The 18,260-nt window shown below is 58.2% G+C and carries 15 protein-coding genes and 1 riboswitch; of the genes, 9 read left to right on the top strand and 6 right to left on the bottom strand.

Annotation, left to right across the window (positions count from 1 at the left end; genetic code table 11):
* The first annotated feature begins 103 nt into the window (after nucleotides 1-103).
* On the top strand, nucleotides 104-1,159 hold the full coding sequence (locus tag AWM79_RS06110; RefSeq protein ID WP_060782411.1) for a tetratricopeptide repeat protein: 1,056 nt from the start codon (nucleotides 104-106) through the stop codon (nucleotides 1,157-1,159).
* 52 nt (nucleotides 1,160-1,211) lie between these two features.
* Here AWM79_RS06110 and AWM79_RS06105 read toward each other — a convergent pair whose 3' ends face one another.
* The 4 genes from AWM79_RS06105 to AWM79_RS06090 form a co-directional block, all read right to left on the bottom strand.
* On the bottom strand, nucleotides 1,212-1,589 hold the full coding sequence (locus tag AWM79_RS06105; protein WP_017133864.1) for a response regulator: 378 nt from the start codon (nucleotides 1,587-1,589) through the stop codon (nucleotides 1,212-1,214).
* A 44-nt stretch (nucleotides 1,590-1,633) separates the two neighbouring features.
* Nucleotides 1,634-2,839 (bottom strand): hybrid sensor histidine kinase/response regulator, encoded by a 1,206-nt coding sequence (locus tag AWM79_RS06100; RefSeq protein WP_060782410.1) that lies wholly within the window; start codon nucleotides 2,837-2,839, stop codon nucleotides 1,634-1,636.
* 127 nt (nucleotides 2,840-2,966) lie between these two features.
* Nucleotides 2,967-3,782, bottom strand: coding sequence for a CheR family methyltransferase (locus AWM79_RS06095; RefSeq protein ID WP_017133866.1), 816 nt, complete (start codon nucleotides 3,780-3,782; stop codon nucleotides 2,967-2,969).
* Entirely contained in the window at nucleotides 3,782-7,252 is a 3,471-nt protein-coding gene (locus AWM79_RS06090; RefSeq protein ID WP_017133867.1) for a response regulator, read from the bottom strand. The genes AWM79_RS06095 and AWM79_RS06090 overlap by 1 nt, the downstream gene beginning before the upstream one ends.
* A 254-nt stretch (nucleotides 7,253-7,506) precedes the next feature.
* Between AWM79_RS06090 and AWM79_RS06085 the strand changes: the two genes are divergently transcribed.
* The 6 genes from AWM79_RS06085 to AWM79_RS06060 all read left to right on the top strand — a co-directional run bounded on the left by AWM79_RS06085 (nucleotide 7,507) and on the right by AWM79_RS06060 (nucleotide 10,932).
* Nucleotides 7,507-7,863: a response regulator gene (locus AWM79_RS06085; RefSeq protein WP_017133868.1), complete on the top strand. Its 357-nt coding sequence runs from the start codon at nucleotides 7,507-7,509 to the stop codon at nucleotides 7,861-7,863.
* 142 nt (nucleotides 7,864-8,005) lie between these two features.
* Nucleotides 8,006-8,230, top strand: a riboswitch (cobalamin riboswitch).
* 97 nt (nucleotides 8,231-8,327) lie between these two features.
* On the top strand, nucleotides 8,328-8,513 hold the full coding sequence (locus AWM79_RS06080) for a CbtB domain-containing protein (protein ID WP_017133869.1): 186 nt from the start codon (nucleotides 8,328-8,330) through the stop codon (nucleotides 8,511-8,513).
* Between the two features lie 30 nt (nucleotides 8,514-8,543).
* Nucleotides 8,544-9,245, top strand: coding sequence for a CbtA family protein (locus AWM79_RS06075; RefSeq protein WP_060782409.1), 702 nt, complete (start codon nucleotides 8,544-8,546; stop codon nucleotides 9,243-9,245).
* Complete coding sequence (locus AWM79_RS06070; protein ID WP_017133871.1) at nucleotides 9,242-9,667, top strand: cobalamin biosynthesis protein; 426 nt, start codon at nucleotides 9,242-9,244, stop codon at nucleotides 9,665-9,667. The genes AWM79_RS06075 and AWM79_RS06070 overlap by 4 nt, the downstream gene beginning before the upstream one ends.
* 63 nt (nucleotides 9,668-9,730) lie before the next feature.
* Nucleotides 9,731-10,477: a precorrin-4 C(11)-methyltransferase gene (cobM, locus tag AWM79_RS06065; protein ID WP_026013394.1), complete on the top strand. Its 747-nt coding sequence runs from the start codon at nucleotides 9,731-9,733 to the stop codon at nucleotides 10,475-10,477.
* A 14-nt stretch (nucleotides 10,478-10,491) separates the two neighbouring features.
* The gene (locus AWM79_RS06060; RefSeq protein ID WP_017133873.1) at nucleotides 10,492-10,932 is read left to right on the top strand and encodes an NUDIX hydrolase; all 441 of its coding nucleotides are present in this window, start codon (nucleotides 10,492-10,494) and stop codon (nucleotides 10,930-10,932) included.
* A 65-nt stretch (nucleotides 10,933-10,997) separates the two neighbouring features.
* Here the strand turns inward: AWM79_RS06060 and nfuA are convergent, their stop codons facing one another.
* Nucleotides 10,998-11,582: a Fe-S biogenesis protein NfuA gene (gene nfuA / locus AWM79_RS06055; RefSeq protein ID WP_060782408.1), complete on the bottom strand. Its 585-nt coding sequence runs from the start codon at nucleotides 11,580-11,582 to the stop codon at nucleotides 10,998-11,000.
* 146 nt (nucleotides 11,583-11,728) lie between these two features.
* Nucleotides 11,729-14,020, bottom strand: a complete 2,292-nt coding sequence (locus AWM79_RS06050; protein WP_060782407.1) for a fatty acid cis/trans isomerase — start codon at nucleotides 14,018-14,020, stop codon at nucleotides 11,729-11,731.
* 151 nt (nucleotides 14,021-14,171) lie between these two features.
* On the opposite strand from AWM79_RS06050, the gene metH reads away from it, so the two are divergent.
* Both metH and AWM79_RS06040 read left to right on the top strand, forming a co-directional pair.
* Nucleotides 14,172-17,882 (top strand): methionine synthase, encoded by a 3,711-nt coding sequence (metH, locus tag AWM79_RS06045; protein ID WP_060782406.1) that lies wholly within the window; start codon nucleotides 14,172-14,174, stop codon nucleotides 17,880-17,882.
* Nucleotides 17,883-17,991: 109 nt separating this feature from the next.
* Complete coding sequence (locus AWM79_RS06040) at nucleotides 17,992-18,210, top strand: DUF2970 domain-containing protein (RefSeq protein ID WP_017133878.1); 219 nt, start codon at nucleotides 17,992-17,994, stop codon at nucleotides 18,208-18,210.
* Nucleotides 18,211-18,260: the final 50 nt, after the last annotated feature.

Genomic DNA, 18,260 nt, shown 5'->3' with positions numbered 1-18,260 from the left:
GAACCGATCGAGTGCGTGCCCGATTGATCACGAGTTTGACTCCGAAGCGCTCCTAGCCGAAGCTGTCAGTTTTACAAAAAGCTCGCCAGCTCACGGACACTGCATGACGAAGCCTCACCGCTACCTGATCATCAGCTTATTTGCACTTCTGATCCTGGCGCTCGCCGGGTACTGGTTGCGCAGCCCGTCGGCGACACCCACGAAACCCCCACATGTCAATTACAGTCAGGCCCTGGAACAGGCACACAACGGCCAGCCAGGCGCTGCGCGAGTGCTCTACCAACAACTGGGGCGCACCGATCTGTCGGATATCCGCCGCGCCGCGCTGCACGCCGAACTGCCCAACTACCCCAGTCCCCAGGCGTTGAAATTGGCCGATGCGGATTTGCTCAATCCCTCGGCGTTGGTACGTGAAGCCGCAATCCAGAGCATTGTCGGCCTGGTACCGAAAGCACAACGCAGCCTGTTGCTCGGACCGGTGCTGGAAGACAGCGAGCAGGAGGTGCGCTTTGCCGCCGCCAATGCCATGCTCGGTTTGTCACCGGACGATCAAGGGCTATATTTCGGCCCATTGCAACAGGTGATCGATAAGTATGAGCGAACGCTCAAGGCCCAACCGGAGAGTGCCGATGCCCAGTTCCAGCTCGCTCGGTTGTACCTGCACGAAGGGCAACTTGATAAGGCTCAGCAGTCGCTCGAACGGGTTTCACAGCTGGAGCCGAATAACCTCGAAGCGTTGGTCGCTCAGGTTGAACTGCTGGATAAGCGTGGCCAGTCGGATCAGGCCCGACAACTGCTGGCCAAGCAATTGGAACAGCAACCACAGTCGGCGTATCTGCAACATGCCCTTGGCATTTGGCTGCTGCATCATGACCAGGCCGAGTATGCTCTGCTGGGCCTGGCCAAAGCCGTGGAGCTGGAGCCGGACAATAGCGAATACCGCTACAAGCTCGCTACCACCTTGCATGAGCTGCACCAGCTCGAAGCTGCCCAGCGTCAGCTCGAAGAGCTGGTCCAGCGTCGTCCGGCAAACCGCAAAGCCCGGGTAATGCTGATCAACTACTGGAAAGAAAGCGGTCAGTTGCAGAACGTACAGATCCTACTGGCCCAACTGGAACAGCAGAATCCCGATGATCCGGCTTTGCAACAGGGACTTTGAAACGTCGATAAAAAGGCGGAACCGCTCAATCAGGTCCTGGACATTGATTGCCTCAGGCCAGTAAGCGCCGGATCTGATTTTGCAGTGAGTCCAGATCGAAGGGCTTGGCCAGGATCGGTGCGATCCGGGTGATGGGGCTATTGGTCTCGAGAATCTCGGCCGGATAACCGCTGATGAAAATCACCTTCAGGTCTGGACGCAGCTTGATCGCAGGCTCCGCGATGTCGACTCCGCAGACCCCACCGGGCAAGCGAAAATCCGTCACCATCAGGTCCAGGTTCGGCTTGGTCGCGAGGATCTTGAATGCTTCCTCGCCGTTTTCGGCCTGCAAGACCCGATAACCTTCACCAGACAGATAGTGCGATAACACCATCAGGATCGCGGGATCGTCTTCGACGATCAGGACGACGTCTTGTGCATCTTCACTCATGGAAAGCCTTCATTCTTAAGGTTGCTGCCAATATGACTATCCATTCAGCGAGAAATTGCCTGGTTTTCCTGCAGCGGTAGACAAACACAGAAAGTGGCGCCTGCACCAAGAGTACTTTGTAGCCTGATAGTGCCACCATGGGCGCTGACAATCTGTTCGGAAATAAACAGCCCCAAGCCGAGTCCGGCGGCCACATGGCTGGCCGAAACCCGCTCGAACTGCCGGAAGATCCGCTTCTGATTGTCCTCGCTGATCCCGATTCCATGGTCGCGGACTTCAATCCGCGCCTCACCGTCCTGAGCATAAACCCGCACATCGATAGGGCTTTTGGCGCCATAGCGCAAGGCGTTGGCCAACAGGTTGGAGATAACCTGCTCGATGCGAAATTCGTCCCAGTTGCCCACGACCGGTTCCGCGGCCTGGAAGTTGAGGGTCGACTCAGCGGCCTGCACCTGGGCGGCGAACCCTTCCAGCACCTTGGCTACCCGCTGCGAAAGATCGAAGCGGCTCGGGCGTATCGACAGTTTGCCGGTGCGAATGCGTGACACATCAAACATGTCGTCGATCAGCCTGATCAGACTCTTGATCTGCCGTTCATCGCGCTCGACCATGGCGTGCACCTTGTCCAGGGTGAACGCCGCCGCGTTATCCTTGGCCAGATGCATCTTGCGTAGCTGGGTCTCGAGGATCAGCCCATTGAGGGGTGTGCGCACCTCATGGGAAACGATTGACATGAAGTCATCGCGCGTGCGGATCGCGCACTGCAATTGCTCCTGAGTTGCCCGTAGCTCCTTGAGTAGCGCCTCCTGCTCGCGCCTGCTCTGCTCAAGGGCCTCGACCTGCTGCTTCATCGCCTTGCTCTGACGATACAAATCGACGAAAACATTGACCTTGCTTTTCACCGCATAGGTATCGAGGGGCTTGTAGAGGAAGTCCACCGCACCGCTTTCATAGCCCTTGAAGGCATAGTTGAGCTCACGCCCGGCGGCACTGACAAAGACGATGGGAATACTGCGGGTCTTCTCGGTGCTGCGCATCAGCTCCGCCAGTTCGAAACCGTTCATGCCCGGCATCTGCACATCGAGAATGGCTATTGCGAACTCGTGCCGCAACAGCAGGGACAAGGCCTCATCGGCCGACAAGGCCTTGTAGACGGCGCGATCTTCGCGCCTGATCAGTGCCTCCAGCGCCAGCAGATTTTCCGGCAGATCGTCGACGATCAGCAGTTTGGCCTGGATAGTATTTAGCATTCGATTCGTTCCGGCTCGACAGACAGACAGCTGATGCCGTGTAAAGGGAGAATATACTCCGGCTCGTGCCCGCCGACCGCAATGACACCCACACGCTGTTGCCGGGTTAACTCGAGGGTCTGTCTACTCATAGCTTGCGATAAATCCGCTCTTGCTTGATCAGAGGTTCGAACTGCTTGTCAAAGGGAGAGAAATCCAGGGTTTCCTTGCTGCCAAGCGCCAGGAAACCACGACGACAGAGCGATTCATGGAACAAATCAAAGGCACGGTTTTGAAGTTTTTTATTAAAATAAATCAATACATTGCGACATAAAATTAATTGAGTTTCTGAAAATACGCTGTCGGTTGCCAGGCTATGATCGGCAAAGGTCACGTTCTCGCGCAACGTCTTGTCGAAAATCGCATAGCCATAGGCTGCCGTGTAGTACTCGGAAAACTCTCGCTGGCCGCCAGCTTGCAGGTAATTGTGGGTATAGGCGCGCACGTTATCCAGGGAAAAGATCCCTTGCTTGGCCTTATCCAGGGAGCTGGGATTGATATCGGTGGCGTAGATGATCGTGCGCTCCAGCAAACCCTCCTCACGCAGCAGGATGGCCAGCGAATAGACCTCCTCGCCCGTGCTGCAACCGGCGATCCAAATCTTGATCGATGGGTAGGTCTTGAGCAGCGGCACCACTTCCTGACGAATCGCCAGGAAGTGGCTGGGATCGCGAAACATCTCGCTGACCGGTATGGTCAGAAACTGCAACAACTTCATGAATGCCGTCGGATCGTGCAGCACACGCTCCTGCAAGGCCGAAACCGTCGCACAGTCGAACTGGCGCAAAGCGTGGTTGACCCGACGCCTGATGGACGCGTCGGAGTAGTCGCGAAAATCATAGCTGTACTTAAGGTAAATCGCCTCGATCAAGAGACGCAGTTCGATGTCGAAATTTTGCTCCACTAGGTCCTTTCCATTTTCGGTAACCACACCCGAATCAGCGAGAACAAGCGATCCAGGTCGATGGGTTTAGCCAGGTAGTCGCTGGAGCCGGCTTGCAGGCAGCGCTCCTGATCGTCCTTCATGGCCTTGGCCGTGATCGCGATGATCGGCAACTTGCGCCAGCGTGGGTCCTTGCGAATTTCCACGGTGGCTTCATAGCCATCCATTTCCGGCATCATCACATCCATCAGCACCAGGTCGATGTCGTCGACTTCATTGAGTTTTTCAATCGCTTCGCGACCGTTACGACCGATCTCGACAATGGCGCCTTTGTGTTCCAGGGCGCTGGTCAGGGCGAAGATATTGCGCACGTCGTCGTCCACCAGCAGGATCTTGCGACCCTCGAAGACCTTGTCGCGGCTGCGGGCGGTCTTGAGCATGCGCTGACGTTCATGGGACAACTGCGATTCGATTTTGTGCAGAAACAATGTCACTTCATCGAGCAGGCGTTCGGGCGAGCGAGCGCCCTTGATGATGATCGAGCGCGAATATTTGCGCAGGTAGGCTTCTTCATCACGGGTCAGGTTGCGACCGGTATAGACGATCACTGGCGGGAAGGCGCGGATGTCTTCAGTGGACATGCGCTGGAGCAGTTCGTTACCGAGCATGTCGGGCAGCTTGAGATCGATAATCATGCAGTCATAGACATTCTCGCGTAGCAACTCAAGGGCATTCTGGGCAAAGCCGACCGCGGTGATTTCGATATCCTCGTCACCGATCAACCGCGCGATACTGTCCCGTTGCAGATCATCGTCTTCGACCAACAGTACACGCTTGACCTTCTGCGTCAGCTTGGCTTCGAGCCGGGAGAAGATCTCCTTGAGCTCATCGCGGCTCGTCGGCTTGACCGCATACCCCATGGCGCCCATATGCATGGCGGCTTCGATGCGATCCTCGACGGAAATCACATGCACCGGAATATGCCGGGTCGCCGCCAGTTCCTTGAGTCGTTGCAGCACCGTCAGACCGGAATGATCGGGCAGGCGCATGTCCAGTAGGATTGCATCTGGAACAAACTGCGCCGCCAACCCGAAGCCTTCATCGGCCCCACAGGCAACCAAGCACTGGTAACCCAGCTCATGGGCCAGGTCGTAGAGAATTTGGGCAAAACTCAGCTCGTCCTCGATCACCAGGATGCGGCGCGTGCCGAACGGCGCCTTGTCACGATCATCGGCAAACCGGGCAATCGGTGTTTCGCTCGCCACCGGCGGTTCGTCGCGCACCACCGGAGCCATAACCGATGGTACATGGGCCGGGGCCTGGACCGCGGGGGTTCCCTCAACGGCTTCGACATAGTGCTCCGGCAACGCCAGGGTGAATACGCTGCCCTGCCCTGGTTCGCTCGCCACACTGATCGAACCACCGAGCAAAGCGGCCAGGTCGCGGGAAATGGACAAGCCCAGGCCGCTTCCGCCGTAACGGCGATTGGTGGTGCCATCGGCCTGACGGAACGCCTCGAAGATGCTTTCATGCGCTTCGGGCGCAATCCCGATCCCCGAGTCGCGGACTGTAAAGGCAACCCCCACGCCTGGCTGACGAAAGACGCTCAGGCTGACCTGGCCTTTCTCGGTGAACTTCAGCGCGTTAGACAACAGGTTCTTCAGTACTTGCTCCAAGCGCTGGCGGTCGGTAAACAGCATGGCCGGCGCGCCCTCCTGAATCTCCACGGTGAATGCCAGTTGCTTGTCGCTCGCCAAGGGCAGGAACAAGTCGTGCAACCCCTCCACCAGCCGCACCACACTGGTGTTCTCCGGGCGCACCTCAAGCTTGCCGGCTTCGACCTTGGAAATGTCGAGGATGTCGTTGATCAGGTTCAACAGGTCATTGCCCGCAGAATAGATCGACTCAGCGAACTTGACTTGCTCGCCGGTGAGGTTGTCCTGAGGGTTTTCCGCCAACAACTTGGCCAGGATCAACGAGCTGTTGAGTGGTGTGCGTAGCTCATGGGACATGTTAGCAAGGAACTCGGACTTGTATTTGCTCGAACGCTGTAGTTCCTCCGCACGTTCTTCCAACTGCGCCTGAGCCTGATTCAGCTCGCCATTCTTGCGGTCCATGGCATCGCGCTGTTCGGCCAGTTGATCGTTGGTTTGTTCCAGCTCAGTTTGCTGGGTTTCCAGATGAGCCTGGGACTCCTTGAGCACCCGCGACTGTTCTTCCAGTTCTTCGTTGGCGGTTTTGAGCTCTTCCTGCTGGACCTGCAATTCTTCATTGAGCTGCTGGGTCTCGGCCAGAACCTCCTGCAAGCGCTGGCGGTAGCGAGCGGCTTCGATGGATGTGCCGATATTGTCTGCGATCAGTTCCAACAACTCGATGTCACGCTCGTTGAGCTCGCGCAAAAAACCCAGTTCGATCACTCCGTTGACCTGCTCGTCATTGGTGATCGGCACCACCAGCACGCTACGTGGCGAGCCATTACCAAGACCAGAGCTGACCTTGAAGTAGTCAATCGACACTTCGTCGAGGCGAATCAATCGCCCCTGGCTGGCGGCCTGACCGACAATGCCTTCGTCGGTATAGATCGATTGCTCCTGCTGCTCCTGCTCGCGGGAAAAGCCATAACACGCCACCCGCTTCAGGCTCCCATGATCTTGGCGCACATAGAGCGCGGCAACCGAGCTACCCAGATATCGGGCGCAGAATTGCAGGATATTGCGCCCCAGCAGGTGGAGGCTGAGTTGGCCGAGGATCTGCTCAGCCAATTCGGTCTGGCCGCTACGCAGCCACGCCTGCTTCTCCAGACGCTGGGAACTCTTGAGTTGCGACGCGATATTTTTGCTGTAACTACCTGAAAGATTTATTAAGTCTTTTCGCCCCACATAGGCGAGCAAAACGCTCAGCCCGAGTACAAAAAACAAGTAGAGAGCAGTGACCCAGATCGTGGTGTGACTGACATCCTCGTTCCGAGCAAGGCGCAGTTGCTGCTCGGTGTCGACGGCACTCTCATATTCACTGCGAATCTCGTCGCTCAGACGCTTGCCACGCCCGGCCTTCACCGCTCCACGATAGTCGCCGTCGGAACGTTGCAGCTCGATCATCGATTGCGCGTATTCGGTCCAGGCCTCTTGCAGGGCTTCGATACGCTTGAATCGCTCGACCTGCTGGGGGTTATCTGCCACCAACTGTTGCAACCCGCGCAGCTCGGCGATGAGCTTCGGCTTGGCGACTTCATAGGGATCGAGGAAATGCTCATCGCCTGTGATCAGGAACCCGCGCATGCCGGTTTCCAGGTCGACAGACAGCTTCATTGCCTCGTTGGTACCGCTGATTACCCGGTCGGTATGCTCGACCCATTGGATCACCGACAGCAGATAAGTGATCAATGAGACGAAAAACACCGCGCTGAGTACCCCAACACCCAGTGGCAAGCTAATGTTGCGACTCAAGATTGTGCGAAAACTGCGCTCATCAACCGAAGACGGTGAGTTCATGTCGGGCCTCGGACGGGGTGTTGAAGTAAAGAAGTTTGCCGTAATTGCAAAAAAAAAATCTATTTTTCTCACAACTATGAAGGCAATTTCAGACCTCGTACTGCCTTCCATCAAGGAGAAGCGCTATCCTGTCAGCTTTGTACAGGTCGCGTTTTTTTGTACAACGGCGCCAACGTGCCGATCGGCGGCTTACTGATGCAAGAGGCGAACGTTCTTCATCCTCCTGCTCGCCTTCATTTTTTGGGAAGCCCACTATGTGCACAGCAAACTCCACCATCCTCGTTGTAGAAGACGACAGAATTGTCCGTATGCTGATTGTCGATGTACTTGAGGAACTGGAGTTCAAGGTACTACAAGCCAGTAGAAGCGATTTGGCGCTGGAGCTGATCAATGACACCGGCATACCGATCGACCTGCTGATGACGGATCTCAGCCTGCCTGGAATGAATGGACGAGAACTGGCGGCAGCGGCGCGCCGGGTCCGGCCGGGGCTACCGATCCTGTTTGCCAGCGGTTATGCCGAAAGCATCGAGGTGCCAACAGGCATGCACTTGATCGGCAAACCTTTCTCTATTGATCAATTGAGGGACAAAATTAAGTTAATTATATAACTTACTGATTATATGTGAATTTGTATTGTTATAAATCACTTTAAGTTCCACAACCGGGTCATTCAAAGCACCCGTTACCCGCAGCGACACAACCCGTGCCCTACGACCGGCTTTATTGACTCGCCGGGTAACCGTATGCTTTCCTGTCCGTCTTGTTCTGGGTGCCCTTCACAGGGTGAAACGGGAAACCGGTGCGTCGGTCGATTGTTATCGAGCCTGGCAACTCCGGTGCTGCCCCCGCAACGGTAAGCGAGAGAAGCGTCAGATCCACTGTGCCGCCAGCGGCATGGGAAGGCGACGCTTGCAGGTTCAAGCCAGGCTCGAACCCCTTGCAAGCCCGGAGACCGGCCCGGAAATATCGAAAACAAACCTGCGGTGGGCGGGCGCTGTTGAAACCTGCGGGCACTTGCTCGCCGAGGTTTTTTCACGCCTGGCCGCCCGCTGACGTTTCAGAGGGAAAGGCCATGTCAATCACCACCACCAACCACTCGAACGCTGCCGCGGCAACCTCGATCCATCGTATCGCCGTCGCCATCGGCGCCAGCGTATTCGGCGCACTACTGGTCTATTTCGCTGGTTTCTCACCAATCGAAGCGGTTCACAACGCCGCCCATGATACCCGCCACAGCTCCGCCTTCCCGTGCCATTGAGCTACGACTTGACATAATGAGCATACCGACATGATCAAGCGTATCGCCCAAACAGCAGGTTTCACCGGTTTGCTGGCCGCGCTGCTGCTGACCCTGCTGCAGAGCTTCTGGGTCGCGCCGCTGATTCTCCAGGCCGAGACCTATGAGAAAGCCGCCGCCGCCCAGATGCATGAACACGCCGCTGCCGCCCGCCACAACCACAGCCATGATGAAGAAGCCTGGGAACCGCAAGACGGCTGGCAACGCCTGCTCTCCACGACCGGCAGCAACTTGGTGGTGGCGATCGGCTTTGCCCTGATGCTGGCGGGTCTCTACACCCTGCGCGCACCGAAGCGCACCTCCCAAGGACTGCTCTGGGGCCTGGCCGGCTATGCGACTTTCTGCCTGGCACCGACCCTCGGCCTGCCACCGGAACTGCCTGGCACCGCTGCCGCGGACCTGCTGGCGCGACAGATCTGGTGGGTGGGCGCCGCTGCGTCCACCGCCGTGGCCATTGCCCTGGTGGTCTTCGGCAAGCATTGGGTACTCAAAGGGGTGGGCGTGGCGATTATCGTGGTGCCCCATCTGATCGGCGCGCCACAGCCGCCAGTTCACTCCAGCCTCGCGCCGCAAGAACTGCAAGCGCAGTTCAAAATGGCCTCGCAGTTGACCAACGCGACGTTCTGGCTGGCCCTGGGCCTGATCAGCGCCTGGTGGTTTCGCCGTAACGCCGACGATCATTACCCGGCATGAATGAAACCTGGACGACGCCAACCCTCGCGGTTGGCTTCGGCTGTCGGCAAGGCTGCAGCGCATCGACCCTCCAGGCACTGCTTGAGCAGTCACTGCAGGTCTACCGGATCGATCTCAAGGCACTCAAAGGGTTGGCCAGCATTAATGACAAGCAGCATGAGCCAGGGCTACTTGAACTCGCGCAGCGCCTGAGCCTGCCATTGCTGTTCTTCAGTGCCGCTGAACTGGCACCTTACGAAGCCCGCCTGAGCCATCGCTCCGACCTGGCCTTCGAACGTACCGGTTGCCATGGCGTCGCGGAAAGTGCCGCGCTGGCCCTCGCCGAACGCTTGGGACCAGCCCCCGCGAGCCTGCTGATTTCACGCCAGAAACATCCGCTGGCAACCTTTGCACTGGCCTGGACGGGGCAAAACCCCCGATAATCCCCGTCTCCTGCATGAACGTTGTTCATGTGGCGCCTCGTGCAGACCTGTTCAGAGAGTGTTATGACCGTCTATTTCATCGGCGCCGGCCCTGGCGATCCGGAACTCATTACTGTCAAGGGTCAACGCCTGATCCATCGTTGCCCGGTGATCATCTATGCTGGCTCGCTGGTCCCTGAAGCTGTGCTGGAAGGTCATTGCGCTACACAAGTGATCAACAGTGCCGAACTGCACCTGGAACAGATCATCGAGCTGATCAAGGCGACCGACGCCCTGGGCCTGGATGTGGCGCGGGTGCACTCGGGGGACCCTTCGCTGTATGGCGCCATCGGCGAACAGATTCGCCATCTGCGCGAGCTGGGCATTGCCTACGAGATCATTCCAGGAGTAACCGCGACCGCCGCCTGCGCGGCCCTGCTGGGTGTCGAACTGACACTGCCGGATATTTCCCAGAGCGTGATCCTCACCCGTTATGCCGACAAGACCACGATGCCAGACGGCGAAGAGCTGGACAGCCTGGCCCGACACCAGGCCACCATGGCAATTCATCTGGGAATCAAGCACCTGGACAGGATCGTCGAGGTGTTGCGCCCTCATTACGGCGCGGACTGTCCCATTGCCGTGATCCATCGCGCCACCTGGCCCGATCAGGATTGGGTTCAAGGTACACTGGCGGACATCCTGGGCAAGGTCCAGGCCAAGGGCTTTCGCCGCACCGCATTGATCCTGGTGGGGCGCGTACTGGCCAGCGACCACTTCAGCGATTCGTCGCTGTACCGTGCCAGCCACGCCCATCTTTATCGGCCTTGATCTGGAGGACGCCGATGTCCGAGCCATTGTTTTCCGGTGCCAAGCTGGCGCTGATCTGCGGTGACGAGCTGTTGACCTATCTGCGCGACATGAAGGACAGTATCCCCTACCCTGGACATTGGGACTTTGCCGGTGGTGGCCGCGAGGGCAATGAAACCCCGAGCGAATGCGCGCTCCGAGAGCTGGACGAAGAGTTTTCCCTGCACCTCGACGCCGAACGCATCGAATGGATCCGGCGTTATCCCAGCGTCACCCAACCCAATACTCACTCGTGGTTTCTGGTGGGGCAACTGGAACGGGCGGAAATCGAGACGATCCGGTTTGGCGATGAAGGCCAGTACTGGCGGATGATGTCGATTTCCGAGTACCTGGAGCACCCGTTGGGCGTGCCCTATCTGCAGGAGCGCTTGCGCCACTATCTTGAAGAGCGAACCCGGCCTATCCGCCCCGCTTAAAAAAACGGTGCTCACGGACACCGTTTTTTATTCAACCGAACGCAGCGAATGCCCTGTCACCGAACTCAGTAGTAGGCATTTTCTTTCTGCGTATGATCGGTCACGTCACGCACGCCCTTGAGCTCGGGAATACGTTCGAGCAAGGTTCGCTCAATACCTTCCTTCAAGGTCACGTCGGCCTGACCACACCCCTGGCAACCCCCACCGAACTGCAGCACGGCGATACCGTCCTCAACCACCTCGATCAGGCTCACCTGACCACCGTGGCTGGCCAAGCCCGGGTTGATCTCGGTTTGTAGGTAATAGTTGATGCGCTCGTTGATCGGGCTATCGGCATTGACCATCGGCACCTTGGCATTAGGCGCCTTGATGGTCAGTTGGCCACCCATGCGGTCGGTGGCGTAGTCGACCACGGCATCGTCAAGAAAGGCCTCGCTGAAGGAGTCGATCCACGCGGTGAAGCTTTTCAGCCCCAGCGCCGTGTCTTCAGGTTTTTCCTCGCCCGGTTTGCAGTAGGCAATACAGGTTTCGGCGTACTGGGTACCCGGCTGGGTAATGAAAACGCGGATGCCGATCCCCGGTGTGTTCTGCTTCGACAGCAGATCAGCCAGATAATCGTGGGCGGCATCGGTAATGGTTATGGCGCTCATGGAATCTCCTCACAGACTTGCCAGCAGTTTACGCCAATCGGGCCGCTGGACAAAGTCCTAGTGTTTTTGTCGGAAAAGCAGTGACAACCAGCGAGTCAAGTCATGGGTAAGAGAGTGCGGCGAGCGCCGGAACACTCCCTTAGCCCTCACAGGTTCTCATAGCGGTTCATATCCAGCACCCCGGCATTGATCGGGTCGGTTTCCCGCAAATAGGTCGTCAAGTCGTGGAAATAGTGCCAGAACTGCGGATGACTGCGGCGAATCCCCCAGCGCTGGACGATCTGCTCGAACCTGGTGGCATCCTTGGCTTGTTCCATGGCATCGACAAACGCCGGCACCTGGTCGGCCGGGATATTGAACATGAAGTTGGGATAGCTGGTGAGGATTCCTGGGTAAATGGTCAAGGTATCCAGGCCGGGCTGGTAGCGGTAGGCCTCTCCGAGCATAAAGGCTACGTTACTGTGAGCGCGATTGCGCAGCAAGCTGTAGACCTCGCGTTGGCCGCCGCGGGTCTCGATACGCAGCATCGTCGCTTCCGGAAGTTGCTCGATGACTTTGAGCCCGGCCGCCGGGCGCGAGGTCAGGCGACTCAGGGACTGTTCGGCCTCCTGCAATGCCGGGGCAATGTTGCGCCGCGAGCAGTAGGCACCTTCGCAGCGGTTGATCGGATCGGGATGAGCATTGAGTTCGCGGTAGCGGGTGAGCAACTGCCTGGCGAAATCGAGTTTCGGGTTCTTGTCATCGAGTTTCAGCGCACTTGGCTTATCGTTGTCGATGCTCTCGTAGTCCAGCCACATCTTGAACTTGCCGCTGTTCTGGTACCAGTCATCGAGATAAGCATTGCGGGAATCCGCCGGCATCAGGCGCAGGAAGTTCAGTTCGGCGCCGTTGCGGATCAGATCGAAGTAGAGCCGGGTCTGCGCCTGATGCGAGACATTGCCGAACACATCGAAATTGGCCGCCAACTGGTAATACGTGCGCTCCAGCAACGGATAGTCGAACAGCCACATCGTCTGTGGAACCTCGCCGATCAGGCCCTTTTTGACGGTGGCGCTGTCAAAATGCCGAAAAATGCTCAGCAAGGCGTTGTCGTTGCCGGTCCACAGACTCGACCAACCGGGCGCCGGCACCGCCGCATAGGCCTCGCCACGCAGGGCTTCATATTGGTTGCGCTTATCGCGATAGGCCAACCACAGGTTCAGCACGCTGCCGACATCGTCGTTCTGCCCCGGCATCGCCAACAATGGCGTGGCTGCACCGCGATAGCTTGGGTCGGTGATATACAGGTCGTGCTCCGGCGCCTGGAACAATGCCCAGAAATTGTCGCGAATCACATCAGTAGCAATCTGCCCGCGACAGACCGGCCCACGGATAAAGGTATCGACGAAGTACTCGGCGTTATCGAGCATGAACTGATAACGCGCAGCCGCCGGAATGGCCTCGAATGTCTCGAAGGGATTGGCCCGACGCTGCGGACCATATCCCGGCAAGGCACTGACCTGCCAGTCGCCGCTGTAGAACAGGGTCTTGACCCGGGCCATCTTGGCCGCACTCAAGGCATAGGTAATATGGGTCTTGTGGACGATCACCCCCTGTATCGGCCATAGCCGGTAGTACACCTGGGTCCCTGGATCATCGTTCGGGCGCCGGGTGTTAATCAGGTCGATCGGCTGTCCACTCGGCGTGCGTGACCGCACCCATTGGAAAAAATGGCCCGACTCGCCGCCTTCGAAATAGATATGTGCCAGGAACCAGTGTTCATAGAGCCAGCGTGCCACCAGGCTTTCCCGCGCGCCTGGTGCGTTGAGTAGGTTTTCCCATTGGGCAATCTGCAGCGACTCCTTGGCACTCGGTGCCAATACTTGGACATCCATCGGTGCACCGGCGGCCAGCCAGCGTTGCAGCGTTTGGTACTGCTGGTCTGTCAAACCGGTCACGGCCAGGGGCATGCCTTCTTTCGGATGAGCGCCCGCATACGCCTCGAATTCGCCGGGCATGGGGCACATGTTCTGGCGATTCAAACCCAGCACGATGTCTTCCGGCAGCTTGGCATTGGGCTGCAAGGGCGTGCGGTGGCCCAGTTCCAGCATGCGCGCCATCAGGGCCGCCTGGCTGCCCTGGGCATCCAGCACCGAATAGAACTTCTTCTGTTGCCATTGGAGCGGGGTCTGAGCGTCGAAGTACAGCCGGGTCGGATTCGACGCCTTGCCGCGGTTGCCGTTGTACACTGGGACCTTCGATGCGCCGCGCGCCGCGCCCTCGGCACTGCTGAGATTGAGTTGGCAAGCCGCGTCGTAACAGGCATGGCAGGCCACGCACTTCTCGGTAAAGATCGGCTGGATGTCGCGGGTATAGGAAATCGTCGAGGCCGGGCTCTGCGCCTGACTGACACCGCTGAGCAATAACAATAAGAAAGCGCTGACAAAGCGGTACGACATAGCTCTGATCCTGAATATAAAATGCCAGTATTCTACCGCGCCACCGCCGCTTAAACATGAACGATATTCATGCAAAACCCACGCATGCTCCAAAAGCGCACAGGTTTGTTATGATCGCACCTCCTCTGTGTCCGTCTTTCCAGGTAGCCCCATGTCCGATCGCAGTGCTCGCCTATACGCTCTTCAGCAAGCCCTCAAAGAACGTATCCTGATTCTTGATGGCGGCATGGGCACCATGATCCAGAGCTACAAACTCGAGGAGCAGGACTATCGCGGCAAACGCTTCGCCGACTGGCCCAGCGATCTCAAGGGTAACAACGATCTTCTGATCATCACGCGTCCAGACGTGATCGGCTCGATTGAGAAGGCATACCTGGATGCCGGCGCCGATATCCTGGAAACCAACACTTTCAACGCCACCCAGGTGTCCCAGGCCGACTACGGCATGGAGACGCTGGTCTATGAACTCAACGTGGAAGGCGCTCGCCTGGCGCGCCAAGTGGCCGACGCGAAAACCCTGGAAACACCGGACAAGCCACGCTTCGTCGCTGGAGTATTAGGCCCGACCAGCCGCACCTGCTCGCTGTCGCCGGATGTGAATAATCCCGGCTACCGCAACGTGACCTTCGACGAGCTGGTGGAGAACTACACCGAGGCCACCAAGGGCCTGATCGAAGGCGGTGCCGACCTGATTCTGATCGAAACCATCTTCGACACCCTCAACGCCAAGGCCGCGATCTTTGCCGTGCAAGGCGTTTTCGAGGCGTTGGGCTTCGAACTGCCGATCATGATTTCCGGAACCATCACCGATGCTTCCGGCCGGACCCTGTCGGGGCAGACCACCGAGGCTTTCTGGAACTCGGTGGCCCACGCCAAGCCCATCTCGGTCGGCTTGAACTGCGCCCTCGGCGCCAGCGAACTGAGGCCGTACCTGGAAGAGCTGTCGAACAAGGCCAACACCCACGTCTCGGCGCACCCCAACGCCGGCCTGCCAAACGAATTCGGCGAGTACGACGAGCTACCGGAAGAAACCGCCAAGGTCATCGAGGAGTTCGCCCAGAGCGGCTTCCTGAACATTGTCGGCGGCTGCTGCGGGACCACCCCCGGCCATATTGCGGCCATCGCCAAGGCCGTTGCCGGCTACGCGCCGCGATCCATTCCGGATATTCCCAAAGCCTGCCGCTTATCCGGCCTGGAACCGTTCACCATCGACCGTCAATCGTTGTTCGTCAACGTCGGCGAGCGGACCAACATTACCGGTTCCGCGCGCTTTGCCCGGCTGATTCGCGAGGACAACTACACCGAAGCCCTGGAAGTCGCCTTGCAGCAGGTGGAAGCCGGCGCCCAGGTGATCGACATCAACATGGATGAAGGGATGCTCGATTCGAAGAAGGCCATGGTGACCTTCCTCAACCTGATTGCCGGCGAGCCGGACATCTCCCGCGTACCGATCATGATCGACTCCTCCAAGTGGGAGGTGATCGAAGCGGGCCTCAAGTGCATCCAGGGTAAAGGCATCGTCAACTCCATCAGCATGAAGGAAGGCGTCGAACAGTTCATTCACCACGCCAAGTTGTGCAAGCGCTACGGCGCCGCCGTGGTGGTGATGGCCTTTGACGAAGCCGGCCAGGCCGACACCGAGGCGCGCAAGAAAGAAATCTGCAAACGTTCCTACGACATTCTGGTGAACGAAGTCGGCTTCCCGCCGGAAGACATCATCTTCGACCCGAACATCTTCGCCGTCGCCACCGGCATCGAAGAGCATAACAACTACGCCGTCGATTTCATCAACGCCTGCGCCTATATCCGCGACGAGCTGCCCTATGCGCTGACCAGCGGCGGCGTCTCTAACGTGTCCTTCTCGTTTCGCGGCAACAACCCGGTACGCGAGGCGATCCACTCGGTGTTTCTGCTGTACGCGATCCGCAACGGCCTGACCATGGGTATCGTCAACGCCGGTCAACTGGAGATCTACGACCAGATCCCATCAGAACTGCGCGATGCCGTCGAGAACGTGATTCTCAACCGCACCCCGCAAGGTACCGACGACCTCCTCGCCATCGCCGACAAGTACAAGGGCGATGGCAGCAGCAAGGAAGCCGAGACCGAGGAGTGGCGTGGCTGGGACGTCAATAAGCGCCTGGAGCATGCACTGGTCAAGGGCATCACTACGCATATCGTCGAAGATACCGAGCAATCACGCCAGTCGTTCGCCCGCCCGATCGAAGTGATCGAAGGTCCGTTGATGTCCGGCATGAATATCGTCGGCGACCTGTTCGGTGCCGGGAAAATGTTTCTGCCCCAGGTGGTGAAATCCGCCCGGGTGATGAAACAGGCGGTGGCCCACCTGATTCCGTTTATCGAACTGGAAAAAGGCGACAAGCCGCAAGCCAAGGGCAAAATCCTGATGGCCACGGTCAAGGGTGACGTGCACGATATCGGCAAAAATATTGTCGGCGTGGTCCTGGGTTGCAACGGCTACGATATCGTCGACCTCGGCGTGATGGTGCCAGCGGAGAAGATCCTGCAGGTGGCCAAGGAACAGAAATGCGACATTATCGGCCTGTCCGGTCTGATCACCCCGTCGCTGGATGAAATGATCCATGTCGCCCGGGAAATGCAACGCCAGGATTTCCACCTGCCGTTGATGATCGGCGGTGCGACTACTTCCAAGGCCCATACGGCGGTAAAGATCGAACCACGCTACAGCAACGATGCGGTGATCTATGTCACCGACGCCTCCCGCGCCGTCGGCGTGGCGACGCAGTTGCTGTCCAGGGAGCTCAAGGCCGGTTTTGTCCAGAAGACCCGCGAGGAGTACGTCGAGGTCCGTGAACGCACCGCCAACCGCAGTGCCCGTACCGAACGCCTGAGCTACGCCGCCGCCATCGCCAAGAAGCCACAGTTCGACTGGAGCGCTTACCAGCCGGTCAAGCCGAGCTTCATCGGTGCCAGGGTACTGGACAATATCGACCTTAAAGTCCTCGTCGAATACATCGACTGGACGCCGTTCTTCATTTCCTGGGACCTGGCCGGCAAGTTCCCGCGCATTCTCGAGGACGAAGTGGTCGGCGAAGCTGCCACCGCGCTCTATGCCGATGCCCGGGAAATGCTCGACAAGCTGATCAACGAAAAACTGATCGGCGCCCGCGCCGTGTTCGGCTTCTGGCCAGCCAACCAGATACAGGACGATGATCTGGAGGTTTATGGCGAAGACGGCCAACCATTGGCGAAACTGCATCACCTGCGCCAGCAGATCATCAAGACCGACGGCAAGCCGAACTTCTCCCTGGCCGACTTCGTCGCCCCCAAGAGCAGCGGTATCACCGACTACGTGGGAGGTTTCATCACCACGGCGGGGATCGGCGCCGAGGAAGTCGCCAAGGCTTACCAGGACAAGGGCGATGACTACAACTCGATCATGGTCAAGGCCCTTGCCGACCGTCTGGCCGAAGCGTGTGCCGAATGGCTACACCAGCAGGTCCGTAAAGATTACTGGGGTTATGCCAAGGAAGAACAACTGGACAACGAAGCCCTAATCAAGGAGCAATACACGGGTATCCGCCCCGCTCCCGGCTATCCGGCCTGTCCGGACCACACTGAAAAAAGCACGCTGTTCACTCTACTGGATCCTGATGCCAGCGAAGGCAAGGCCGGTAAGAGCGGTGTGTTCCTCACCGAGCACTATGCGATGTTCCCGGCGGCGGCAGTCAGTGGCTGGTACTTCGCCCATCCACAGGCGCAGTATTTCGCCGTGGGCAAGGTTGACAAGGACCAGGTGCAAAGCTACACCGCACGCAAGGGCCAGGATCTGAGCGTCAGTGAACGCTGGCTGTCACCTAACCTGGGCTACGACAATTGATCTCGCACGCGGATGATCGCTCACCGTCCGCGCAAATACCTCTCTGGAGGATCCGGGAAGCCGATCATTGTCTATGCTCTGCACACACAGACCTTGTGTGGAGGATTCTATGGACGACCCGCTCGACAACAAACCCCCAACCTTCTGGCAGATGCTGCACAGCGTGATGGCGGCAGCCTTCGGTGTACAAAGCGGGAGAAATCGCGCTCGCGATTTCACCCACGGCAAACCGAGCCATTTCGTGATACTGGGCATCCTGTTCACGGCGGTGTTCGCGCTGACGCTGTTCGGCATCGTGAAATTGGTGCTGCTGTTTGCCGGTGTCTGAGGCCGTCTTCTCCTGCGCGAGACGACGGGACGAGCTCACTGACGGTGGAT

Origin of the sequence: Pseudomonas agarici (assembly GCF_001543125.1) — a bacterium.
GTDB lineage: Bacteria > Pseudomonadota > Gammaproteobacteria > Pseudomonadales > Pseudomonadaceae > Aquipseudomonas > Aquipseudomonas agarici.
This window is presented reverse-complemented; position numbering and strand designations above follow the sequence as displayed.